Source organism: Paenibacillus sp. alder61 (genome assembly GCF_020179875.1).
In the GTDB taxonomy this organism is placed as follows: domain Bacteria; phylum Bacillota; class Bacilli; order Paenibacillales; family Paenibacillaceae; genus Fontibacillus; species Fontibacillus faecis.
On sequence record NZ_JAIUDG010000011.1, the window covers coordinates 36,813 to 59,930 of the forward strand.

At 56.2% G+C, this 23,118-nt stretch carries 16 protein-coding genes; 4 read left to right on the top strand and 12 right to left on the bottom strand.

Annotated features, from left to right (window positions below):
* The first annotated feature begins 208 nt into the window (after nucleotides 1-208).
* Nucleotides 209-2,665 carry a Wzy polymerase domain-containing protein gene (locus LBW89_RS12960; RefSeq protein WP_225039299.1) on the top strand — a complete coding sequence of 819 codons (2,457 nt, stop codon included), beginning with the start codon at nucleotides 209-211 and terminating at the stop codon, nucleotides 2,663-2,665.
* Nucleotides 2,666-2,686: 21 nt separating this feature from the next.
* Here the strand turns inward: LBW89_RS12960 and galU are convergent, their stop codons facing one another.
* The 6 genes from galU to uvrB form a co-directional block, all read right to left on the bottom strand.
* Nucleotides 2,687-3,571 carry a UTP--glucose-1-phosphate uridylyltransferase GalU gene (gene galU, locus LBW89_RS12965; protein ID WP_263639150.1) on the bottom strand — a complete coding sequence of 295 codons (885 nt, stop codon included), beginning with the start codon at nucleotides 3,569-3,571 and terminating at the stop codon, nucleotides 2,687-2,689.
* A gap of 177 nt (nucleotides 3,572-3,748) precedes the next feature.
* Nucleotides 3,749-3,946: a hypothetical protein gene (locus LBW89_RS12970; RefSeq protein ID WP_225039301.1), complete on the bottom strand. Its 198-nt coding sequence runs from the start codon at nucleotides 3,944-3,946 to the stop codon at nucleotides 3,749-3,751.
* A 411-nt stretch (nucleotides 3,947-4,357) separates the two neighbouring features.
* The gene (locus LBW89_RS12975; protein WP_225039302.1) at nucleotides 4,358-6,874 is read right to left on the bottom strand and encodes a U32 family peptidase; all 2,517 of its coding nucleotides are present in this window, start codon (nucleotides 6,872-6,874) and stop codon (nucleotides 4,358-4,360) included.
* A gap of 264 nt (nucleotides 6,875-7,138) precedes the next feature.
* Complete coding sequence (locus tag LBW89_RS12980) at nucleotides 7,139-7,348, bottom strand: DUF2759 family protein (RefSeq protein WP_213509198.1); 210 nt, start codon at nucleotides 7,346-7,348, stop codon at nucleotides 7,139-7,141.
* A 396-nt stretch (nucleotides 7,349-7,744) separates the two neighbouring features.
* Nucleotides 7,745-10,603 (bottom strand): excinuclease ABC subunit UvrA, encoded by a 2,859-nt coding sequence (gene uvrA / locus LBW89_RS12985; protein WP_225039303.1) that lies wholly within the window; start codon nucleotides 10,601-10,603, stop codon nucleotides 7,745-7,747.
* Between the two features lie 18 nt (nucleotides 10,604-10,621).
* Nucleotides 10,622-12,616 (bottom strand): excinuclease ABC subunit UvrB, encoded by a 1,995-nt coding sequence (gene uvrB, locus LBW89_RS12990; protein ID WP_148452818.1) that lies wholly within the window; start codon nucleotides 12,614-12,616, stop codon nucleotides 10,622-10,624.
* Between the two features lie 237 nt (nucleotides 12,617-12,853).
* Between uvrB and LBW89_RS12995 the strand changes: the two genes are divergently transcribed.
* Both LBW89_RS12995 and LBW89_RS13000 read left to right on the top strand, forming a co-directional pair.
* Nucleotides 12,854-13,639 (top strand): flagellar motor protein, encoded by a 786-nt coding sequence (locus tag LBW89_RS12995; RefSeq protein ID WP_148452820.1) that lies wholly within the window; start codon nucleotides 12,854-12,856, stop codon nucleotides 13,637-13,639.
* Nucleotides 13,636-14,502, top strand: coding sequence for a flagellar motor protein MotB (locus LBW89_RS13000; protein ID WP_225039304.1), 867 nt, complete (start codon nucleotides 13,636-13,638; stop codon nucleotides 14,500-14,502). Before LBW89_RS12995 ends, LBW89_RS13000 begins: the two co-directional genes overlap by 4 nt.
* A gap of 75 nt (nucleotides 14,503-14,577) precedes the next feature.
* Here the strand turns inward: LBW89_RS13000 and LBW89_RS13005 are convergent, their stop codons facing one another.
* The 6 genes from LBW89_RS13005 to ftsE all read right to left on the bottom strand — a co-directional run bounded on the left by LBW89_RS13005 (nucleotide 14,578) and on the right by ftsE (nucleotide 21,040).
* Nucleotides 14,578-14,871, bottom strand: a complete 294-nt coding sequence (locus LBW89_RS13005; RefSeq protein WP_225039305.1) for a hypothetical protein — start codon at nucleotides 14,869-14,871, stop codon at nucleotides 14,578-14,580.
* A gap of 178 nt (nucleotides 14,872-15,049) precedes the next feature.
* The gene (locus LBW89_RS13010; protein ID WP_148452824.1) at nucleotides 15,050-16,369 is read right to left on the bottom strand and encodes a PDZ domain-containing protein; all 1,320 of its coding nucleotides are present in this window, start codon (nucleotides 16,367-16,369) and stop codon (nucleotides 15,050-15,052) included.
* Between the two features lie 96 nt (nucleotides 16,370-16,465).
* On the bottom strand, nucleotides 16,466-17,932 hold the full coding sequence (locus tag LBW89_RS13015) for a S41 family peptidase (protein WP_225039306.1): 1,467 nt from the start codon (nucleotides 17,930-17,932) through the stop codon (nucleotides 16,466-16,468).
* A 171-nt stretch (nucleotides 17,933-18,103) separates the two neighbouring features.
* The gene (locus LBW89_RS13020) at nucleotides 18,104-19,348 is read right to left on the bottom strand and encodes a murein hydrolase activator EnvC family protein (RefSeq protein WP_148452828.1); all 1,245 of its coding nucleotides are present in this window, start codon (nucleotides 19,346-19,348) and stop codon (nucleotides 18,104-18,106) included.
* A gap of 101 nt (nucleotides 19,349-19,449) precedes the next feature.
* Nucleotides 19,450-20,364: a permease-like cell division protein FtsX gene (gene ftsX / locus LBW89_RS13025; protein WP_148452830.1), complete on the bottom strand. Its 915-nt coding sequence runs from the start codon at nucleotides 20,362-20,364 to the stop codon at nucleotides 19,450-19,452.
* Complete coding sequence (gene ftsE / locus LBW89_RS13030; protein ID WP_148452832.1) at nucleotides 20,354-21,040, bottom strand: cell division ATP-binding protein FtsE; 687 nt, start codon at nucleotides 21,038-21,040, stop codon at nucleotides 20,354-20,356. Before ftsE ends, ftsX begins: the two co-directional genes overlap by 11 nt.
* Before the next feature lie 257 nt (nucleotides 21,041-21,297).
* Here ftsE and LBW89_RS13035 point away from each other — a divergent pair, with 257 nt between their 5' ends.
* The gene (locus tag LBW89_RS13035) at nucleotides 21,298-23,079 is read left to right on the top strand and encodes a VanW family protein (protein WP_225039307.1); all 1,782 of its coding nucleotides are present in this window, start codon (nucleotides 21,298-21,300) and stop codon (nucleotides 23,077-23,079) included.
* Nucleotides 23,080-23,118 lie beyond the last annotated feature (39 nt).

The following is a 23,118-nucleotide window of genomic DNA, read 5'->3' on the forward strand; positions in this document are numbered from 1 at the left end:
TAATTTTTTTCCTAAAAGAAGCAGGCAGGATGTAAGTAGCGAATGGTTTGCAGTAAACCGCGCATCTATACAAAAAACGAAATAAACCCTTGCTTATTTTAAACACCACCATCTTTTGTCACAATTGTATACAATAAATCCAAATCTAGCTCCAACCTATTCCTTATGCTAAAATACTAACGTATCTATTAGCAAAGGAGATAAATACGTGTCGAATCCAGTATACGGGAAAAAAACCGAAACGTCGAGAAATGGGGAAAAATTGCCTGCGGCGTTGTGGGTGTTGTTGATTGGACTGATTGTATTCTTGGTTTGGGCGCCGTTCCAGGCCGGATTGTTTAACGGACTTGTACTTAATTTTGAAAAGCCGATGTTTGGGGCGGTGTTGATCGGCAGCTTGCTGATGCTAGTTTGGGTAGTAGCTTTTTTCAAGCGGATCAAGCTGGACGAGGAGCGGGACTGGACTGCGGTCTGGGTTTTGCTGATTCCGATCACCTATGTTCTGGCGCTGATTTCGGCGGCCAGCCATTATTTTGCGATGAATATGGTGCTGATTCAGTGCCTTTATGCGATCCTCTTCATTATCGGTCTCTATCTGTTGCAGGATAGAAAAGCTAATTCCGTGATAGAGACTACTATAATCACTGTAGCATACCTTATCGTTATGTTCGGTTTGCTGAACTGGCTGGGGCAAGGGAAAACCGCATCCGCCTTGATCGGCTGGTTCTCGAGCACGGTGATTAACGGACAATATAACCAACCGATCTGGATCGACGCCAACGGACCTCGTTTGGCCTCGGTGTTCCAGTATCCGAATACGTATGCCGCCTTCTTGATGGCCTTTTTCTTTGTGGCGGTATTTGCGATTACGCGTTCGAAAAAGTCGTACAGCCAAGCCATTCACGCCTTCATGCTGGTACCGATGGTGCTGTCCATTCTGCTGACGCTGTCGCGCGGCGGTTTGATTTTCCTGCCGGTTGTTTTCGTCATCCTTTTGCTGTTCCTGAAGCCGGCCAAGCAGATTTTGTGGATCCTTTACTCCCTAATCGCCGGGGTTGCAACGATTGCTATCGCCAAACCGGTCACGGACCTTGGGCAGCAGTTCCACCTCGGGCAGATTGGAGACCCTGCCAAGGGCTGGGGCTATATCCTCGGCGTCTCGGCTTTGGTGGCCGTCATCGCCTGGCTGATCCAACGCTTCGTCGCGCCGAAGCTGGAACAGATCACGGAGCGCTGGTCGGCGAAAAAGCTCGCCAATCTCTGGCTTCCGCTCGTATCCGTCGTGGCTGTTGTGATTTTGGCCGTTCTGCTGCTCGGAACCAACCTTAAACATGTATTGCCGGGGAATATCGGGCAACGCCTCGAAAACATCAACATGCAGCAGCACAGTTTGCTGGAACGTCTCACGTTTTACAAGGACGCCGTAAAGGTACTTAAAGACTACCCTGTAATCGGAGCAGGCGGGGGGGCTTGGGCTAATATTTTTGAAAAATATCAAAACAACCCGTACTCCAGCCGTCAGGCGCACAGCTTTATCATGCAGTATCTCGTTGAAGTCGGTATTCTTGGAATTATTGTTCTGGTCGCGTTCCTCGCCTATGTTTTTTACAAGTACATCCGCGGATACGTGCACGCCGACGAATCGAAGCGAAATGATTATTTCGTCTACTTTATTGTCGTTCTCTCGATTTTGATTCACAGCTTAATGGACTTCAATATGAGCTACGTCTTTATCGGAATGCTTGTCTTCCTCGGGCTTGGCGGTATGGCCGCAGCGATGGAAAGCAAACCGGTCAAGCGGTTGGCCGTTAAACCTTCAGGAATCCGCCCGATATACAGTGCGGTGATGGTGATCGGCTCATTGATTCTCCTGTTTGTCTCCACCCGTTATATTCAGGCCAGCGGAGCCGTGGAGAAAGGCAAAACGCTGATGACGACCAGCTCCAACTTCCAGGAGATTCAGTCCCAGTTCGTGGAGGCTTTGAAGAAGCGCGCCGATCAACCGGATGCGGTCCTGAACTACAACGTTCTTCTGCGTGCGGGATATGAGCAAACGAAGGATGAGTCCTTCTATGAGCAAGACCTCAAGCTGTTGACGGACGCCATCCAAAAAGATCCGTTCAACAAAAACATGTACAACCAGTTAATCGCGCTCTATGAGCTAAAAGGGGAGCCTGAAAAGGCTTATGAGGTTCTTAAGGACAATGCCCATCGTTATGTATATGACCAGAACTGGTACGAAAAGCTGATCGTACAATCCTTCGAGCTCGGATACCAAGCCTTGGGCAAGGGGGCCGCAGACCAAAAGGATAAATACTTCAGAAGCGGCTTGGACGCCTATCAACATGTCGTGAATGGCGTGGAGCATCTGAAGACCCTGCCGAAGGGGCAGATGCAGGGCGGTGCCTTCGCTGTGACGCCGACCATGGCCCTGAACGCCGGGAAAATGCAATATATGATGAATCAACCGGCAGAAGCTGCGGCCATTTTGAAGCAAGGGCTCGGTCCTGACCTGAACGATTCGGCGAACAGAGAAATCGCCCGCTGGTATCTGGCCGCGCTGCAAAAGTCCGGCGGCAGCGATCAAGCGCTGTACGACCAGCTTATTCAACTGGACCCTAGCGAAAAAGAATCGATCGACAATCTGACGATGTTGAATTTCTAAGACAAAAAATCGGCGTCTCTGTTAAGAGAGGCCGATTTTTTTGTCCGTAAGCAGGTCCGCCATGTAAGCCAGCAGATCCTCCCGCAGTTCCTGATTTTGCAACGCGTAATGAAGCGTCGTTTTAATAAAGCCGAGCTTCTCTCCAACATCATGGCGTACCCCGTCAAAATGATAGGCGACAATCCGTTCGGTCTCCTTCAGCCGGGAAATCGCATCGGTCAGCTGAATTTCTCCGCCGACGCCTTCATGCTGCCCTTCGAGAATGTCAAAAATCGCCGGAGTTAAGATGTATCGTCCCATGATCGCCAAATTGGATGGAGCTTCGTCGGCCGACGGTTTCTCTACCAGCTGTTTCGCCTGATAAACTCGGTCGCCGATTTCTGTCCCGTCCACGATCCCGTATCTGGACACTTCTTCCGGAGGCACAGGTTGAACCCCCACGACCGAGGCTTTTTGAAAATTGTAAACATCAATCATTTGTTTCAAGCAAGGCACATCCGACTCTACGATGTCATCGCCGAGGAGCACCGCAAACGGTTCGTTGCCGATAAACTTGCGGGCGCACCAGATCGCATGGCCAAGACCTCTTGGCTCCTTCTGGCGGATATAATGGATATCGGCCATCTCCGAAGACTTGCGGACCTCGTTCAGCAGGTCCCACTTCCCTTTCTCGGACAGATTCTGCTCAAGCTCAAACGAATTGTCGAAGTGATCCTCGATCGCGCGCTTGCCCTTCCCCGTAACGATGATAATATCCTCAATTCCCGAAGCCACGGCTTCCTCCACGATATATTGAATCGTCGGCTTATCCACGATCGGCAGCATTTCCTTCGGCATCGCCTTGGTCGCGGGCAGGAAGCGGGTTCCCAGCCCCGCCGCAGGGATGATCGCTTTGCGAATTTTCATCACGGCTGTTCTTCCTTTCCAAGTACTCTATTGATAAGATGGTGCCATTATATCATAATTACGTCAAAAAAAAGACAGGCAGTTATGCACCATGACGGCCCATTATCTGCCTGCGAATAGAATAACTTTGAAGCTATTCACTCAATTCATTTCAACTGATCTCAATTCACAATCAAATTAATGGATCCAGAATTTAAAGCGTGATGCGAGCGACTGAGGGGTGTCCTCGTACCGTTTCCAGGCGTCCGGGTCCGGTGTATGAAGATGGCGCTCGGTGCCGTACTCGATCTTCCGGTACTCCTGATCACCGCCGATTTCCAGCCGACTATGGACCTTGGAAACTACCGACTGCATTTCGAGGAATCCTTCAAACATCACTTTCACCCTCCTGAAAATAATGATTTAAAATGGAATTATGTTGAAATCTTTATCGTTTTGGTTACGCTTTCATTATAGCATATCACTGAATTTTTGCGTGGTGATAAATCTCGTTTATCACGAATTTTTCGCCGGATTTCACAACCTCGTCACAAGCAAAAAAGCCTACAGTGGCGCGGGTTAACCGTTTGTATGTGCCTCAAAAACAGCTGTCCTCTATCAGCGTACTGTTCTCTCAGCGAACGGTTCATTCTTGCGAACCGCCCCTTCAGCTAACGGGATTTTCTCCCGTTATTATGATACATTCACCTTGATTAATAGGGGGTACTAAGAAAAAAAGACCCTCCACCGCATAACACACAAATGTGCCGCAATAGAGGGCCTTTCCAACCACCCAACTCAATTCGATTATTTCACTAACTGCCCCCGGGTTACGCCGAGCTGGTTGGTGGCTTTTAGCGTTTTCCAAACCTGGGTGCCGCTGATTTCACCGCTCAGTGCGCGGTTATACAGGTCAATCACCTGATGAACCTGCTCCGGCGTTTCCTCCAGGAATTCCACCCGGTAGTTCGGTACCCCGAGCTCCAGGAAGTGGCTCAAATATTCCGCGCCGGACTGCTCGATCGCGTTATAGACCGTGTTGCGGCAGCCTTCGTCGACCCGCACCGGATGGCTCATGCCGATCCGGTCCTGCAGCGAAGCGCGGTGCTCTTCGCACGGGCGGCCGCAGTTGGTGTAGTCCGTGCCTTCGCTCAGGAAGGTGCAGTACACGCAGTGCTCGGTATGGAACATCGGCAGATGCTGATGGATGACGATTTCCATTTGGGCCGTCCGGCTGTGCCGCAGCAGATCGACCATCTGCTGGACGTTCAGATCGTAGGAAGGCGTGACAAGGTCACAGCCCGCCTCGAGGAACAGCTCCACCGTCTTGTGGTTGGCGATGTTCAGCGAAAAATCGCCGATCAGCCGCGGATGCGAGGCGGACGGGTTTTCCATCCGGTGGCGCAGGTAAAAATACAGCGCGCCGGTATTGCGCACCAGCACCGCGTCCGGCTGGAGGCGCAGGATGTTGTTGTGGTAGCCGTTCTCGCCCGGCATATGGATGCGCGGCGTCGCCAGCGCGATCTGCTTGCCGGCGGCCCGAACGGCCTCCACCGCTGCCGGGAACTGCTTGATAAACTCGAAGTCGGCGTAGATCATGCCGACGCCCGCCTCCAGCGCAGCCTCCACCTGCGGGAGGCTGCGGCACAGCGCGGTGAGCTGCGCTTCACCGCGCCCCACCGGCGCGCCGCCCCGCTTCGCCGGGGCGGACGGCGCCGGAGCCGCCGCCCGCGTGTACACGGGCGGCTTCGGCCGCTCGCCGGCGAGCAACTCGACCGCGTGCCGGCGCAACCCGTTCAGCTCTCGCATGGGCAGGATCACGTCGCCTTCCAGCGACGTTTCCAGCCGCTCGAGCTGAAACACCGTGCCGCCGAGACGCCCGAACTGCTCTTCGAGCAGCGCGGCGTCCATCGGCCGTTTTTGCGCGACCTCGAGCGTGAGCTCCGAGTCGACGCGCACGGTCGTACCCTTCTGGACATCGGTCCAGAAGGTCGTCAGCGGCTCGCCCGCGCGGCCGACCGCCCGCACATGTACCGGGAATACGCGGTACGGCTTGTCGGTCTCGAACGTCTGGCGCAGCCGCTTGTCCAGCGCCGGATCGCTCGTCTTCCAGATCCGGTCGCCCACGTGCACGCGGCGCAAATCCACGTCGTTGCGCCCCGGAACGATGTCGACGATCCAGGACTCGCCGGCTTCGCCTTCCAGCTTCACGCCCTTGCGCCGCAAATCATAGACGCGGCCGCCTTCTTCCTTCTTCGTCGGATCGCCCGCGTCGAACACGATGCCGTCGCCCCGCTTCAGCGGGGCTTCCAACTTGCAGACGACTCCGTCGCGAAGCACCTGCTCCACCCGGCCGAGATAAACGCCACGGCTTTTCGGGAACGTGCCTTCCACCAGCTTCTTGTTGTTCGTCCCCTCCAGGAAGCCATGCGTAAAGCCGCGCGAAAAGCTCTGCTGCAGCTCGCGGATTTCCTCTTTGGAAGGACGGGTGTCATCCCCGTCAAAATAACGGTCAATCGCCTTCCGATACTTGCTCACCACATTCGCCACATATTCCGGGCTTTTCAAACGCCCTTCGATTTTAAACGAAGTGACGCCGGCTTCGATCAGCTCCGGCATGATATCGATCGCCGCCAAATCCTTGGGCGACAGCAAATAGGCGATATCCCCCATCGGTTTGGGCTCTCCGTCCACGATCAGATCATAAGGCAGCCGGCAGGCCTGCGCGCACTCGCCGCGATTGGCCGAGCGGCCGCCCCACATTTCCGAGGTCAGGCACTGGCCCGAATAGGAGACGCACAGAGCACCGTGCACAAACACTTCCATCGGCAGCTTCGCTTGTTCGCCGATCTTTTGGATCTGCTTCAAGTTATTTTCCCGTCCGAGCACCACACGTTCCATGTTCCAAGGCTTCGTAAACTCCACCGCTTCAGGCGACGTAATCGTCATTTGCGTCGATCCGTGAATCGGAAAGTCCGGCGACAGTTCCCTGATCAGCTTCACCAGGCCGAGATCCTGTACGATCACCGCGTCGACCCCGGCTTCGATGCAGCGCTCGATGAGGTCCTGCGCATCGGCCAGTTCATTTTCAAACACGAGAATATTGAACGTCAAAAATCCCTTAACTCCATAGCTATGCAAAAAAGCCATAATTTCAGGCAGCTCGTCCATTCGGAAATTGTTGGCGCGCGCCCGGGCATTAAACTTCTCCACACCGAAAAACACCGCGTCCGCCCCGTTCGCCACCGCCGCTCGCATGCAATCCCAATCCCCCGCCGGAGCGAGCAGCTCCACATCTTGTCTAGTCAATGCCTTCTGGCTCATGATTTCCTCCCGGATGACAGAGAATCCGCGCAACCCCGGATCGTCTTCATCTTTATAATTTATAACAGGTACATGGCATACCCAAGATCATAAACGCCATAACTAAATCATTTTAACAGACATCGGCCTTTCTCTCTAGCCACCTGGCAGCGGAAACCGCTGGTCCTCTTCCCAAATCGCGCTTTCCCGCACATAAAAAGACACCTCATCCCGCCCTCGGAATAAAGTGCCTTCCCTCTGTCCCCCGCTTGTCTGTAAAACCGATTAACTAAACCACGATTTAATCATGATGGCGTCGGATGCCAAAAAGATCAGCAAGCTGAAAATCCCGAATCCGATCGCAAACAAATTCTTCTTCGGGCGCTCTCTCAGCAAACGAACTACCCCGATAAGAATCACGATTGTAAACAGAATCATAAAAATATCAAAGCCGTTAAAGGTCGTCGTTACTTCCCCCGCTGCAGCGAGTAACATGGCTAGCCCTCCTTGAGAATGTTCACGGAATTTCCATCTTCTTATATGTTATCTTCTCATGAATGCGGATGCAAGAGAAAAGACAAAAAAAATCAACATTTACTTCGCCCCACGTACAGATATCTCCTTGACTTTCCCCTTATACTATTATCGCCATTTTCGAAAAATCCATAACGTCCATTCCACAAGGACAAACCCTGAATATGTCTTTCTAAAAGTGGACAAACCGGGTTACTTCCTCTTCGACAAAATTTAAACGCGCGTAAAATAATAAGACCGTTCCGCCGGGCTTAACCCGACTGGGAACGGTCCTCGTTTCTTCGTTTTATTTGCCCGGTTCGGTTCCGATTCGGTTCCGGTTTGGCTCCGATCCGATTCCGGCCTGATTCGGCTCGCTTAAGAGTGGACCTTGAGTTCTTCCGTCCGTTTTCTGTCGCGCTCCAGGACCGGGGCCAGGTACCGCCCGGTGTAAGATTGCTCGACCTTGACGATATCCTCCGGGGTTCCCGTGGCAACGATCGTGCCGCCGCCGCTGCCGCCTTCCGGACCGAGGTCGATCAGATAATCGGCGGTTTTGATGACATCGAGGTTGTGCTCGATGACCAGCACCGTTTCCCCGGAATCCACCAGGCGGTGCAGTACGGTAAGCAGGCGGTCGATATCGTCGACGTGAAGACCGGTGGTCGGCTCGTCCAAAATGTAAATCGTCTTGCCCGTACTCCGCCGGTAAAGTTCGGAAGCCAGTTTCACGCGCTGCGCTTCGCCCCCGGACAAGGTCGTGGCGGGCTGCCCCAGATTCACGTAGCCGAGGCCGACATCCATCAGCGTTTGCAGTTTGCGGTGGATCTTCGGAATGTTCTCGAAAAATTTCGTGGCATCCTCGATCGTCATATCCAGCACATCGGCAATGCTCTTGTTCTTGTATTTGACCTCGAGCGTCTCCCTGTTATACCGTTTGCCTTTACATACCTCGCAAGGTACGTAAACATCCGGCAGGAAGTGCATCTCGATCTTGATAATTCCGTCCCCCCGGCAGGCTTCACAACGGCCGCCCTTAATGTTGAAGCTGAACCGCCCTTTCTTGTATCCGCGAACCTTCGCTTCGTTCGTCTGCGAGTACAGATCGCGGATATCGTCGAAAACGCCGGTGTATGTCGCCGGATTGGAGCGCGGCGTACGGCCGATGGGCGACTGGTCGATATCGATGACCTTGTCGATATGCTCCAGGCCTTTGATTTCACGATACTGGCCCGGTCGAACCCGGGCTTTGTTCAAATCGCGAGCCAAGGTTTTGTACAAAATCTCATTCACCAGCGTCGATTTCCCGGATCCCGATACCCCGGTTACCGCCGTGAATACGCCGATCGGAAATTTGACGTTGATGTTCTTCAAATTGTTTTCCTTCGCGCCCTTCACTTCCAGCCAGCGTCCGTCCGGCTTGCGACGCTCCGCGGGAACCTGAATGAACTTCTTGCCGCTCAAATACTGACCGGTCAATGAGTTCGGATCGGCCATAACTTCCTGCGGCGTCCCCTGCGCGATCACCTGGCCGCCGTGCTTGCCCGCGCCGGGACCGATGTCGATGATATAGTCGGCCGCCATCATCGTGTCTTCGTCATGCTCCACGACGATCAGCGTGTTGCCCAAATCCCGCATATGGGCCAGCGTGGAAATCAAACGATCGTTATCCCGCTGATGCAGCCCGATGCTGGGCTCGTCCAAAATATACAAAACGCCCATCAGGCTGGAACCGATCTGCGTCGCCAGGCGGATCCGCTGCGCTTCTCCGCCGGAGAGCGTGCCCGCCGCCCTGCTCAGCGTCAGGTAGTCCAACCCCACATTGACAAGAAACCCCAATCGGCTGTTGATTTCCTTTAGGATCATGTGGGCGATCGCTTTTTCTTTTTCGCTAAGCTCAAGCCCATGGAAGAACTCCATCGCCTCGCCGATGGACAGCGAGGTGACGTAGGCCATATTCTGGTCATTTACCGTGACGGCGAGCACTTCCTTCTTGAGGCGATGGCCTTTACACGTTCCGCAAGGCTTCGTTCCCATGAACTCCTCGATGAATTCGCGGATGCCTTCCGATGCGGTATCCCGATAACGGCGCTCCAGGTTATGCACGATTCCTTCGAAGGTCACGTAAGCATCCTTGCTCATCCCGAAGTCGTTCTGATAGCGGAAGCGTACCTTGGTGTCCCCGGTGCCGTACAACAATTTATCCATTTGTTCCTTGCTGAGCTCGGAAACGGGCACATCCTGCGGAATGCCGAAGTGCTCGCAGACCGACCGCAAAAATTGCGGATAATAGTTCGACGTGCTGCCCGCCCACGCTTCAAAGGCGCCTTCTTCGATCGATTTCGATTTGTCGGGTACGAGCAGGTCGGGGTCGATAATCATTTTGACGCCGAGGCCGTCGCATTCCGGACAAGCGCCGAAGGGACTGTTGAAGGAGAACATCCGCGGGGATAATTCCTCCATGCTGAATCCGCAGATCGGGCAGGCGTAGTTGGAACTGAAGCGCAGCTCCTCCTGTCCGATAATATCGACCAGCAGCTGTCCGCCGGACATTTTCAGCGCCGTTTCGATCGAATCGGCCAACCGGCTGCGGACATCCTCCTTAATGACGATCCGGTCCACAATGACTTCGATGGAGTGCTTCTTATTCTTCTCCAGCTCGATGTCTTCCGAGAGGTCGCGCTGTTCCCCGTCCACCCGGACGCGGACAAAACCCTGCTTGGCAATCTCGCTGAACAGGCTCTTATGCTCGCCCTTCTTGCCGGAGACGACCGGCGCAAGGATTTGCAGCCGGGTTTTCTCAGGATACTGCATAATCCGGTCCACCATCTGTTCCACCGACTGGGATGTGATCTCGATCCCGTGCTCGGGGCAGTGCGGATGTCCTATCCGCGCAAAAAGAAGGCGAAGATAGTCGTAAATCTCGGTGACCGTGCCGACGGTGGAGCGAGGGTTGCGGCTCGTCGTCTTCTGGTCGATCGAAATCGCCGGGGACAAGCCCTCGATGGAATCGACATCCGGCTTCTCCATCTGACCGAGAAACTGGCGGGCATACGCAGACAGGGATTCCACATATCTGCGCTGTCCTTCCGCGTAAATCGTATCGAACGCCAACGACGACTTGCCGGAACCGCTCAATCCCGTCAAAACGACGAAACGGTCGCGCGGGATGGTGATGTTGATATTTTTTAAATTGTGCGCTCTCGCGCCTTTGATGACGATATTCTCACTAGCCAAGGTTTCATCTCCCCACTCTTATTCCGCCTTCAGTTCCATTATGGCGTCACGCAGCTCCGCAGCCCGTTCGAACTGCAGGTTTTTGGCGGCTTCTTTCATTTCTTTCTCCATGCGGCCAATCAATGCCTCGCGATCGCGCTTCGACATCTTGCCCTTCGTCGCGTCGGCCAGATAATCGCTCTTGCTTTCGGCCACCCGCGTCGCCTCAATAACGTCGCGCACTTTCTTGCGAATCGTCTGCGGCGTGATTCCGTGTTTTTCGTTGTAGGCTATCTGGATCGAACGGCGCCGTTCGGTTTCCTTGATCGCTTTATCCATCGACTCCGTAATCTGGTCGCCATACATCAGCACGCGCCCTTCCGAGTTCCGGGCCGCGCGTCCGATCGTCTGAATCAGCGACCGTTCCGAACGCAGGAAACCTTCCTTGTCGGCATCCAAGATCGCCACGAGCGAAACCTCGGGCAAATCCAGCCCTTCCCGCAGCAGGTTGATCCCGATCAGAACATGGAACGTCCCCAGGCGCAAATCGCGCAAAATGCTCATCCGTTCCAGTGTTTTGATATCCGAGTGCAAATAACGGACCTTAATGCCGATTTCTTTCAGATAATCCGTAAGGTCTTCCGACATCTTCTTCGTCAGCGTCGTCACCAGCACCCGTTCGTCCCGGTCGATCCGGTCCCGGATTTCGCCGATCAGATCATCGATCTGACCCTTCGTCGGACGCACTTCGATAATCGGATCCAGCAATCCCGTCGGCCGGATAATCTGTTCCACCATCGTATCGCAATGTTCGATTTCGTAAGGTCCCGGCGTAGCCGATACATAAATCAGCTGCCCGGCCTTCTCCTCAAATTCCTCGAATTTGAGCGGTCGGTTATCGAGCGCCGAAGGAAGGCGGAAGCCGTGGTCGACGAGCACGTTTTTCCGAGCCTGGTCACCGTTGTACATCGCGCGGATTTGCGGCAGTGTGACGTGGGATTCGTCGATCACGATCAGAAAGTCGTCCGGAAAATAATCCAGCAGCGTATACGGCGTCGCCCCGCGCTCCCGGAACGTGAGCGGTCCGGAATAGTTCTCGATGCCCGAACAGAATCCGACTTCCTTCATCATTTCGATGTCGTACCGGGTCCGCTGCTCCAGCCGCTGCGCTTCCAGCAGCTTGCCCTGGGAGCGGAACAGCTCGAGCCGCTCTTCCAGCTCGCGCTCGATATTTTGCAAAGCGATCCGCATCGTCTCTTCCTGGGTCACAAAGTGCGAAGCCGGGAAAATCGCGATATGATCGCGTTCCGCGACCAGCTCTCCGGTCAATACGTCGATTTCGGTAATCCGTTCGATTTCGTCGCCGAAAAATTCGACCCTTACCGCCTGCTCGCCTTTCGATGCCGGAAAGATTTCCAGGACATCGCCGCGAACGCGAAAAGTCCCCCGCACGAAGTTAATATCGTTCCGTTGATACTGGATATCCACCAAGCGGCTCAAAATCTGGTTCCGCGGTTTCTCCATCCCCACGCGCAGCGAAAGAACCAGGTTCCGGTACTCCATCGGCGAACCGAGGCCGTAAATGCAGGACACGCTGGCCACAATAATGACGTCCCGCCGTTCGAACAACGAACTGGTCGCGGAGTGTCTTAACTTATCGATCTCTTCGTTAATACTGGAATCTTTCTCGATGTAGGTGTCGGAGGATGGAATATAGGCTTCCGGCTGGTAGTAGTCATAGTAACTTACGAAGTAGTCAACGGAGTTGTTCGGAAAAAACTCTTTGAATTCGCTGGCCAATTGGGCCGCCAGCGTTTTGTTGTGGGCGATGACCAGAGTGGGCCTTCCGAGCTTGGCGATCGTTTGGGCGATCGTGAAGGTCTTTCCTGTACCGGTGGCTCCCAACAGCGTCTGGTGCTTTTTACCCATTTTTACACCCTCGACCAATTCCTCGATGGCCTTCGGTTGGTCGCCCTGTGGCGAAAATTCGGAAATTAGCTCGAATTTATTGTTGCTTAAGACAATTTCACTCATTGTCCACATCACCCTTATCGTCTAAAATGAAAAATGTACCTCTTGTTATATGCAGTAGATTTGAACCAGGCACTTTATATTAACCTGTATTCTCATCTCTTAATTAAAGATATACAGGGAAGTCTCATTTTTATCGGCTCATCCCCAAAAATAAGAATGAGTGTTCCCATTGATTATACCTTGTTTAGAAATGGGATGCAATCGATAAGTCATGGAATAGGAGTTGTTTAACAGTCGATGGATATCGCAACGATTCTGGGCATCATTATTGGACTGGCCGCGCTGATCGGCGGATTTTTATGGGAGGGCGGAGAGCTCGGCGGGCTCATGCAGATCGCTTCGGCCGTCATCGTGCTAGGCGGTACGCTGGCCGCCGTTATGGTTAGCTACCCGCTGGCCAAACTGAAGACCGTCCCGCGCGCGCTCGCCCTGGCCTTTACTTCCCGCAAAGAGGATACGACCGAACTGATCGAAGAGCTTGTCGGCATGTCGACGATCGCCCGGCGCGAAGGCGTGCTGGCTTTGGAGCAAAAGGCGGCGGAACACCAGAACCCTTTTTTAAAGGAAAGCATCCAACTCGTCGTTGACGGTACGGAGCAGAGCATGGTCAAACAAATTATGGATTTGGAAATCGACGCCATTCAGCATAAATACGAAGGGTATGCGAAAATTTTTGAATCCGCCGGCGGCTATGCCCCTACGATGGGAATCATCGGTACGGTCATGGGCCTCATCCATGTCCTGGGCAGTCTGAGCGAGCCGACGGCGCTCGGTCCATCCATCGCGCTCGCTTTTACGGCTACGCTGTACGGGGTTGCCAGCGCGAATCTGATCTTCCTTCCGATCGCTTCCAAGCTGAAGGACCGGGGCGAGGAGGAAGTCGCGCGAATGGAAATGATGCTTGAAGGCGTCCTATCCCTGCAAAACGGAGACCATCCGATTCTCGTGCGGCGCAAGCTGGAATCTTATACCGCCGGGGCTCGCCATGGCCTGCCGCAATCCGGGGAGACGGAAAGCGTATGAGCCGGAATCCAAGACCGCAGCGGCGGGGCCGGCGGGAGGGCAAGGAAAACCATGACCGCTGGCTGATCACCTATGCCGATCTGATCACGCTGCTGCTCATTTTTTTCGTCGTCATGTACGCGATGAGCCGCCTGGACGTGGAGAAGTACGACATCGTCACGCAATCCCTGCAGCTCACCTTCAGCAACGGGGACTCGTTGATTGAAAAAGGCACCGGGGTTCTCGGAAGCGAGGATCGCCACTCATTCAAAAATCCGCCGACGGACTCCGCCGGACAAGGAGAACAAGGCCCGGGGCAAGGCGGTCCGAACGGGCAAAACGCCGGTCAGCCGGAGCAGGGCGACGGCGACTCGTCGCAAAAGCCGCTGACCGACCGGGAGCTCGCCTTCCGCAAGCAGGAGGAGGAGCTGCAAAACCTGATGGGTCTTATCGAAGCTTACGTGAAGGAGAACCAGTTGGAGGACCAGATCCGGGTGGCGGATTTGCCTAAGGGAATCTCGATCACCCTGAGCGACCGCTTCCTGTTTGATCAGGGCAAAGCCGCGCTGAAGCCCGACTCCGCCAAAACGCTAACCAAACTGGCCAGCTTATTCCGCCGGTTGGATACGATGATCAGCATCGAAGGCCACACGGACAACGTCCCGATCGGCAGAGGCTCCGATTTCAAGGACAACTGGGAGCTGTCGGGGGAGCGGGCCTTGTCGGTGCTGCGGTTTTTCCTCGACCGGGAGAAGCTCGATCCCGAGGACTTCCAATACGCCGGTTACGCGGATACCCGCCCGGCCGCCGACAACGCCACCGCGGCGGGACGGCAAAAAAACCGCCGCGTGGAAATCACCGTGCTGCGGCAGCTGCAGCAGTAAGAAAAAGCGCAACCCCCGTCCCGGCTGGACGGGGGTTTTTGGGCTTTAGGCGGAAATTAACGGGAGTTGTTCCCGTTAATTATGTGTAAGCCGCCTGTAGGCCACAAGTGCAGGTCTGGTACCCGCAGCTTCTTTTGCCTCCCGCAGCTTCCCTAGCCGCCCGCCGAAATAACGGCCTTTTGGGCCGTTATTTCGGGCCGATTCGCCTCCACGAGCATAATAGGGGTCAAAAAGGGCCTTATTTACCTTGCGCGGATCCCAAATCAAGGTTTGGAACGCTTTTTTCCAAAAATAAGCGCCCAAAAAGACGCTATTTCGTTCCGATGAGCTAAATTCGACAAAATAGCGCCTTAAATGACGCTTATTCACATCCCCCCCACCTCAAAACGGAGTCGGCCCGCTGACAAATGGGTTCGAGTTTAATTGGCTTGGGCTGCGGCGCAAAAAAACGCCGAAATCGCTGAAGAGGTCCCAGCGATTTCGGCGTTTATCGGCCCCGGCGGCGCGAAGCCGCCGCCGAGCCGAGGCGACCCGCCCGCGATGCGCGCTAGCGGGCGGCGTCGCTCACGCCCGCCTCGCCCTCGGCGGCGGGCGCTGCCCCGCGCCGCGCGGCGTGCGCGCCGCGGCGCGGCTTCAGCAGCTGCAGCAGCGAAAGCGGCTGCAGCCGCACCGTCGCCGGCGCTTGCTCGTCCGGCGCCAGGATCGCGCCGAGCTGGTGATGCTCGCCGGCGTAGATCGCGCGCTGGAGGAACTTGCTCTCGCCCGCGAGGTTGCGGACCTCCAGCTTGCAAAACGCCGACTGGATGCGCAGCGCCGCATGCAGCTCCTCCTTCGTGGGAACCGGCACGCCGTTCACACGGACGATCGTTTCCCCGGGCTGGATGCCGAGCTCCTCCGCCGGACTGCCCGGCAGCACGGCCAGCACTTTCAGCCCGCCCTGCGGATGCACGAACAGCGGACTGCGCTGCTGTTCCTCCAGGCGGCTGAACCACACCAGCGCCTCGTGCAGCCCGAAAGCCGCCAGCGCGGCCACCAGCGTCAGCGGTGCCCACCAGTTCGCCAGCAGGGCCAGCGCGATGACGATCAGGCCGTAGATCAGCAAACGGCCTGACGTCACTCGCGCCTTCTGCTGCGGCAAGAGGCCGGTCGTCACCTCCGCGAAGCCGATGACGACCGGCAGGGCCATCATCCCGAAGCCGCCCTGCCAGGCTTCGCCCCCGAACAGCGGGGTCCACGGCAGGACCCCGCCCGCCGTCTGCGCCGGGATCAGCAGCAGCAGCGGCACCGGCCACAGGCTCTGCATCGTGTACCCCCCGACCGGCTTGCCGCGCTTGCCCTCAAAAAACAGCGGGCCGGCAAAAGAGGCCCCCTGCCAACGGACCAGCATGCCTTCGGCCAAGTGCAGCAGGCCGACCAGACAGAGCAGTGCCGGGATATTCAATTCCCGAACCGCGCTGACGCAAGCCTCCACCGGGCCGCTTCCCGTAAACCCCGGGAATAAATTGAGCCCGAACTGAACCGCACCGAGCAATCCGACCGAGTAAGCCAGGCAAAGATAGCGTACCCGCAGCAGGAGCAGCAAAATCGCGGCAACCCAGATGCACAGCAGCCCTTCTACGGTCAGCGTCATCCCGATAAACGCCGAAACCAGCGAAACCCCCAATCCGGCGAGCAGGCCGCCGAGCACGGTCCGCCAGGTCTGACGCAGCCAGCCGTGCAGCCGGACATGAAACAGCTTGCGCTCCAACATCACCTGCCTGCGGTACAACAGCATAATCAGTATGATCGAAATATAGTAAAACGGCTGCAAGAGCAGCTGTACTCCCGCCTCCGTCAAATTCCACAATCCTTCCAGCCATAGCTCCACAAGAGTCCACTCCCCTTATCCCCGATGATGAGCTTCCGCGATGCCGTTTCCTCCGCTTCTAACCACAGAAAAAAAGAAGGCCGGAAAGCAGCCTTCTTACTTCTTCGACACCGGGCTTTCGATTTCCTTCCGAATCTCGGCGATCGCCCGGTTCATTTGGTTGTCATTTTTTGGATCACGGATTTCCTTTACCAGAGCCGCTTCGAGCGCTTCGGCCGTTTTGGCGTCCAGTACTCCTGTGGCTTCGAGTTTCTGCGCCTCCTGGAACTTCTTGAGCGCATTCTCCGTCGCTTTGCTGAAATACCCGTCGGTCCGCCCCGGTTCATAGCCCAGGCCCTCCAGCATCGTCTGCGCGCTCTTGATGTCTTCGCCGAGCATATCGTACTTGAACGTTTTCTCTTTATTGATCGGCGCTACGGAAAAATAACCCGGCTGGGACACCGCGACGTCCGGCTGAATTCCCTTTTTGTGAATCCATTCGCCGTTCGGGGTCAGCCATTTGGCGATCGTCACCTTCAGCAGGCTGCCGTCGCCGAACTCCTTGTTGAAGCTCGTCTGTACCGTGCCTTTGCCATAAGTCGCCTCGCCGATCAGCTTGGCTCCCGCCGATTCCTGCAGCGCACCCGCCAATATCTCGGACGCGCTCGCGCTGCCCTTGTTGGTAATGACAGCGACCGGATAGGCTTTTCCGCTTCCGCCGGAATCGGTCTTGCCCCGCCGCTTGTTCTTGTCCTCGACCTGCACGATCGTCTTACCCTTCGGCACGAACTGTTCCGCCATATCAATGACGATATCCAGCACCCCGCCCGGGTTGTTTCTGACGTCGATCACAAGCCCCTTCATCCCCTGCTTCTCCAGGTTCTCCAGCTCTTTGCGGAAACGTTCCGCGGTATTCATCGAGAACTCGGTAACCTCGATAACGCCGACGCCGCCCTTTTCCATGCGGGCATAGACGGTTTCCAGGGCGATATCGTCCCGGACGATCGTGTATTCCAGCGTATTGGCCGAACCGGCCCGCTTCAGTTTGATCTTAGCTTCCGACCCTTTCGGGCCGCGGATTTTGGAGACCGCTTCATTCAGGCTTAAGCCTTCAAAAGACTCCCCGTTCACCGACAGCAAAATATCCTTCGGCTTGATCCCCGCCTTCTCGGCCGGCGAGCCTTTGATCGGCGAGACGACGACCACATTGCCGTTCTCCATCGACACCTCGGCCCCGATCCCGGTAAAGGAACCTTCAATCTGTTCCGAGAACTGCTGAGCCGTCTCCGGTCCCATATAGGAGGAGAACGGGTCGCCAAGGGCGTTCATCATCCCGTCGATTGCGCCGTCCACCAGCTTTTGCTGGTCCACACCTTCCACGTAATTGGCTTTGACCAGTTCCAGCGCCGTCTCGATCTTCTTAATCCCGTCTTTGGAGGCCGTCTTCCCCGTATCGGCAAAAATCCCGCTCCGTGCCGGTCCCGTGTCCGCAAAGCTCAACTGACCCGTTAAGGACAGCGTAAACAAGCAACTGATCAACATCGATGCGACAATGAGAAATACGACTGTTCGTTTCTTATACATGATTAACTTCACCGCCTGTGTTTGTTCGGTTTCCCAATTTCCTGCCAAAAAATAGAACGTCCCATAGTATATGCCCGGCTTGTACGGATTATTTACAAAACTACATGAACGAAAAACGGATGCGCCGCCCTTGCGGACGACGATCCGTTTGTAATCGGCATTTCTATTTTATTATAAATAAGGCATCGGGTCCACCGGATTGCCGTTAATCCGGACTTCAAAGTGGCAATGCGGCCCCGTGGAGTTCCCCGTGCTGCCGACCTCGGCGATTTTTTCGCCCCGTTTCACCTGCTGCCCTTTCTCCACCTTGATGCCGCCGTTGCGGATATGGCCGTACAGCGTCCACACGTTATCGCCATGGTCGATAATCACCGTGTTTCCGTAGCCGCTCCACCACTCGGCGACGATCACGACGCCGCCCTCCGCGGCATGGATATCCGTGCCTTGAGGAGCCGCGAGGTCAACCCCCGTATGCGTCTTCCGCTTGCCCGTAATCGGATGGATCCGGCTTCCGTAACCGGAAGACAACCGGGCTCCGTTAACCGGCAGCCCCATCGAGCCGCCGTTTCCATGAAATCCGCCGGACGACGAGCCCGACGAAGCCGAGGAGGATGAGGATTTTTTGCGTTTGTAAGTATAGATCTGAGCCGCTTTCAGCTTGTTCTTCTCTTTCTCCAGCGAAGCCCGTTTGGTCGCCAACTCCACCAGAAGCTTCTCCTGCTCTTCGCTGATATCGTCGGATTCTTCGATCTCCGCGTAATATTTGGCAATGAGCTGCTGTTTCTCTTCTTCTTTCTTCTCGAGCGTGCTTCTCCGTGATTCCGCGTCGGCGTAGAGCTTCTTCACCTTATCGTACTCGTTGTTCAGCTTCTCCTGCTGCTCCACGAGCAAGTCCTTGTCCTGCTTGTGTTCCTCCAGCAGCACATGGTCCTGGTTGGCGATCGCCTGCAGCGAATCGGCGCGCTCCAGAAAATCCGTGAAGCTCGTCGAAGACAGCAGCACGTCGAGATACGAAACCGCGCCATCCGTGTACATGAGCCGGATCCGCGAATCCAGCAGATCGGAACGCTCGGCGATCCGCGCCTTGGTCTCCTCCAGCTTGACGGCGGTGTCCCGCAGTTGCTGTTCGGTATTCTCGATGTCCATCGAGATATGGGCCAACTCGTTGCTGACGGTGGTGATTTGCTGCATCACGATATTCAGATACTCTTTGTTCTTATTTACATAGTGCTGGGCGGACTGTTTTTGCGCCTCCGCCTGTTCCTGCTGTTTCTTGGCCTGCCTGGCCTGCTCCTGGAGCTGCTTCAGCTCCTTGTCGATCTGATTGATCGTCTTCGATTTGGCAAAACCCTCAGTAGGTTGAAAAATTACAGCGGCTAAAGCGATCACGGCAACAATGGATATCCATCTTTTCAAAATCGTTTCCCCATCCTTTGTTAAAGGTAGTCCAAAAGTTAAAAGCTTCCTTCCACTCCCTAAAATTCACAACCGACTATTAGCCATAACTTCGATAAAAACTAAACTTTCAGGAATTTGCGAATGGACATCGTACTGCCCCAAATCCCGATCAACAATCCGAGGCCGAGCAGCAAGCCGCCCACCTGCAAGCCGATTTCACCGACAGGAATGAGCCGGAACGCCAGCGTGATGTCCGCTTTAACCGAGTCGACCAACTGATTGTATCCCACAAATAACAGCGCTACGGTAATGGCGGAGCCTACGAAACCGATCAAGGCCCCCTCCACGAAAAACGGCCACCGGATGAACATGTTCGTCGCGCCGACCAGCTTCATAATTCCGATCTCCCGGCGCCGGGCCAGGATAGTGACGCGAATCGTATTGGAAATCAAAAACATCGCCATCAGCGCCAGCCCACCGACAAAAGCGAATCCGATGTTGCGGATGGCCTTCGTGATTTTGAACAATTTCTCGATCGTGCCTTGTCCATACCGCACTTTGTAGATGGGGTCGTTCGGATACTGGTCGCTCAGGGCGCTGATTTTGCTCGCCACGTAAGGCACCGTCGTCGGTTCGACCACTTCGATTTTGAGCGTATCGGGGATCGGATTGGTCTTCTCGTCATACCCTTCGAGCAGATCCTTCATCTCGTCGCCCATTTTTTTCTTGAAATCCTTGAGGCCTTCCGCCTTCGGGATCAAAGTGACCCGGCTGACCTCGGCCATCGAGCCGATGTCGTTCTGCAGCTTCTCCCGGGTCGCCTGATCCACGTCCGAATTCAGGTAAGCGCTGATCTCCACCTGGCTGTCCGCCGCATCGGCAAAAGAGTTGACATTCAGCACGAGCAGCATGAATACGCCCAATATAAACAGCGAAACGATAATCGACGTAATGGACGCGACCGACATCCACCCGTTGCGGAACACGTTTTTGGCGCCTTCCCGCAAATGTCTGAGGAGGGTGTTAAAAGTCATAACCGTAATCCCCTCTCAGCTGGTCTCGGACAATGTTGCCGTGCTCGATCGCAATTACGCGCTTGCGCATCGTGTTGACGATATCTTTGTTATGGGTGGCCATCACGATGGTCGTTCCCCGGAAGTTGATCTCATCGAGCAGTTGCATAATGCCCCAGGAGGTTTCGGGATCGAGGTTCCCCGTGGGCTCGTCCGCGATAATGACGGACGGATTGTTGACGATGGCGCGGGCGATCGCCACGCGCTGCTGCTCTCCCCCAGACAACTGGGACGGGTCGCGGTTGGCTTTATTTTTGAGCCCGACGAGCTCGAGCACTTCCATCGTGCGTTTCTTGATCACTTTCTTGGGCGCTTCGATAACCTCCAGCGCAAAAGCGACATTCTCATAGGCCGTCAGCTTGGGCAGCAGGCGAAAATCTTGGAAAATCACGCCGATATTCCGGCGAACATAAGGAATTTTGCGGGGTTTCAGCTTGCCGATGTTAAAACCGTTGACGGAAATCTGCCCTTTGGTGGGGACTTCCTCCCGATATATGAGCTTCATAAAAGTCGATTTTCCCGCACCCGACGGGCCGACCAGGTAAACGAATTCATTGCGGTCGATCTTGACCGAGACACCCTTCAGCGCATGCGTGCCGTTCGGGTACGTCTTCCAAATATCCTGCATTTCTATCACTAGATCACGTCCTAAACTTGATTCCAAACCCTAAGTTGTCCATTCGACGGAGTTGCCTCTTTTTACCACATTGCACATTGTTGTACATTCGACATCTTCTCGCCAATTCCTTTAAAAGGCGAGCCATTTCATCAGTCCGTTACTTATTGTAACAAATATGTTACCACTTGAGTACCCGAAAGTTTCCTGAAACAGCAACATATATATGGTTGTACAATCGGGTTCCAAGAAAATTCGGAGCCTGACAAGGAGGCACCATGCAAAAATACATGCGAGTAGGTGCGGTGACACTCGTCGGCTTGGCGCTTGCCGCCGCTTTGCTCTATGGCGGTCTTTGGCTCTATGTATCACGGGATCTCGTACCTGCGGGAACGACGGTCGGCTCTCTCCGGCTCGGCGGCCTTTCCGCCGATGAGGCGCTTCGATTGCTGGACGCCCGAATCGCCGATTTGGAGAGTCGTCGGGTGGAGTTTGCCGACACGGACGTCGCGCTTTCCTGGCGGGAGGCGGGGATCACCTGGAGCTCCCCGGGTTTCCGGGCCGGTCTGCGTTCCCTGACGGAAGGAGAAGTATGGCGGCGGACCCGGGCGCGGTTCCATTTCAAAAAGGAATGGGACCTTGAGGCCTCGTTCCAGGCCTCCTCGTTAAAGCGGACCTTCAGTCCGGATTGGGAAAAACGGCGGTTTGGCAGTCCGGTAAACGCCGTACGCACCATCAACCCGGACGACTCCATCATCTATTCGCCGGGCGCATCGGTTCGGCGCATCGACTGGCCTCTCCTGCAGCGGCGCTTGCTGGCCGCCGCCAAGGAGGCCGAAGGCGGCGGCCAAGCGGGCAAGCCCGGCCCCGGCGGCTCCAGGGGAGGGATCGCCGCCACGGTGCAGCTGCCGCTGATCGAGGTGCCGCCCGCCGTCACGGTCGAGTCTTTGAAGCGGCAGGGCATCCGGCGCAAGATCGCCGAATTCTCGACCGAGCTGGGAGCCAGCGGCGCCGGGCGGGTGCACAACGTGGACGCGGCGGCCCGCGCCCTCGACGGCCTGCTGCTGCCGCCGGACGGCGTGTTCGACTACGCGGCGGTCGTCCGCGCCGCCGAGGAGCAGTACGGCTTCCGCGAAGCCCCTGTCATCTTCGGCGGCCGCCTGGTGCCCGGCGTCGGCGGCGGGATCTGCCAGGTGTCCAGCACGCTGTACAACGCCGCCGTCCGCGCGGGCCTGGACATCGTCGAGCGGCGCAACCACTCCGTGCCGGTCCGCTACGTGCCGCTCGGACAGGACGCCACCTTCGCCGAGGGCCACATCAATTTCCGGTTCCGGAACACGACCGGAAACCACCTTTTGATCGCGGCCCGGGCGGAACATGGGCGGATGACCGTCAAGCTGTTCGGCGATATCCCCGGGAACGTGCTTTACGACATGGAATCCAAGACGGCAAAAATCCTCCCCGCCGCAAATAAATATGTCGTAAATCCCGCCCTGCCCGCCGGCGGACGCAAGGTCATCGTCAGGGGCAAACCCGGGTTCGTCGTCGACACGTACCGGGTCAAGTACGTCGACGGCCGGATCGCCGAGCGCATCCGCCTGTCGCGCGACACGTACCCGGCGCAGCCGAACGTGATCGCCGTCCCGCCCGGCGAGGGCGGTGGCGCGGGAGCGGCGCCGGACGACACGGGCGGGGCGAGCGGCGTGGGCGATGTGGCGGATGGCGCGGGCGGGGCGAGCGACGCAGGCAATGCGGCGGATGGCGCGGGCGGAGCGAGCGACGCAGGCGATGCGGCGGATGGCGCGGGCGATACCGGCGACGCAGGCGATGCGGCGGATGGCGCGGGCGGGGCGGGCGACGCAGGCGATGCGGCGGATGGCGCGGGCGGGGCGGATGGCGTGGGCGATACCGGCGACGTGCCCGCCGAGCGCGGCGCAGGCGATGCGCCAGCCGGGCGAGATCCGCAGCGCGGCGAAGACGCCCGCGAGCGAGGCCAGTCGCCCGAGGCACGCCCCCCGGCTCTGCTCGAGGACGGCGTCGGCGCTCCGCGCTTTCCATAGCCGCCGCGCACACCCGCGTTACCTTCGCCGCCCCCTAGC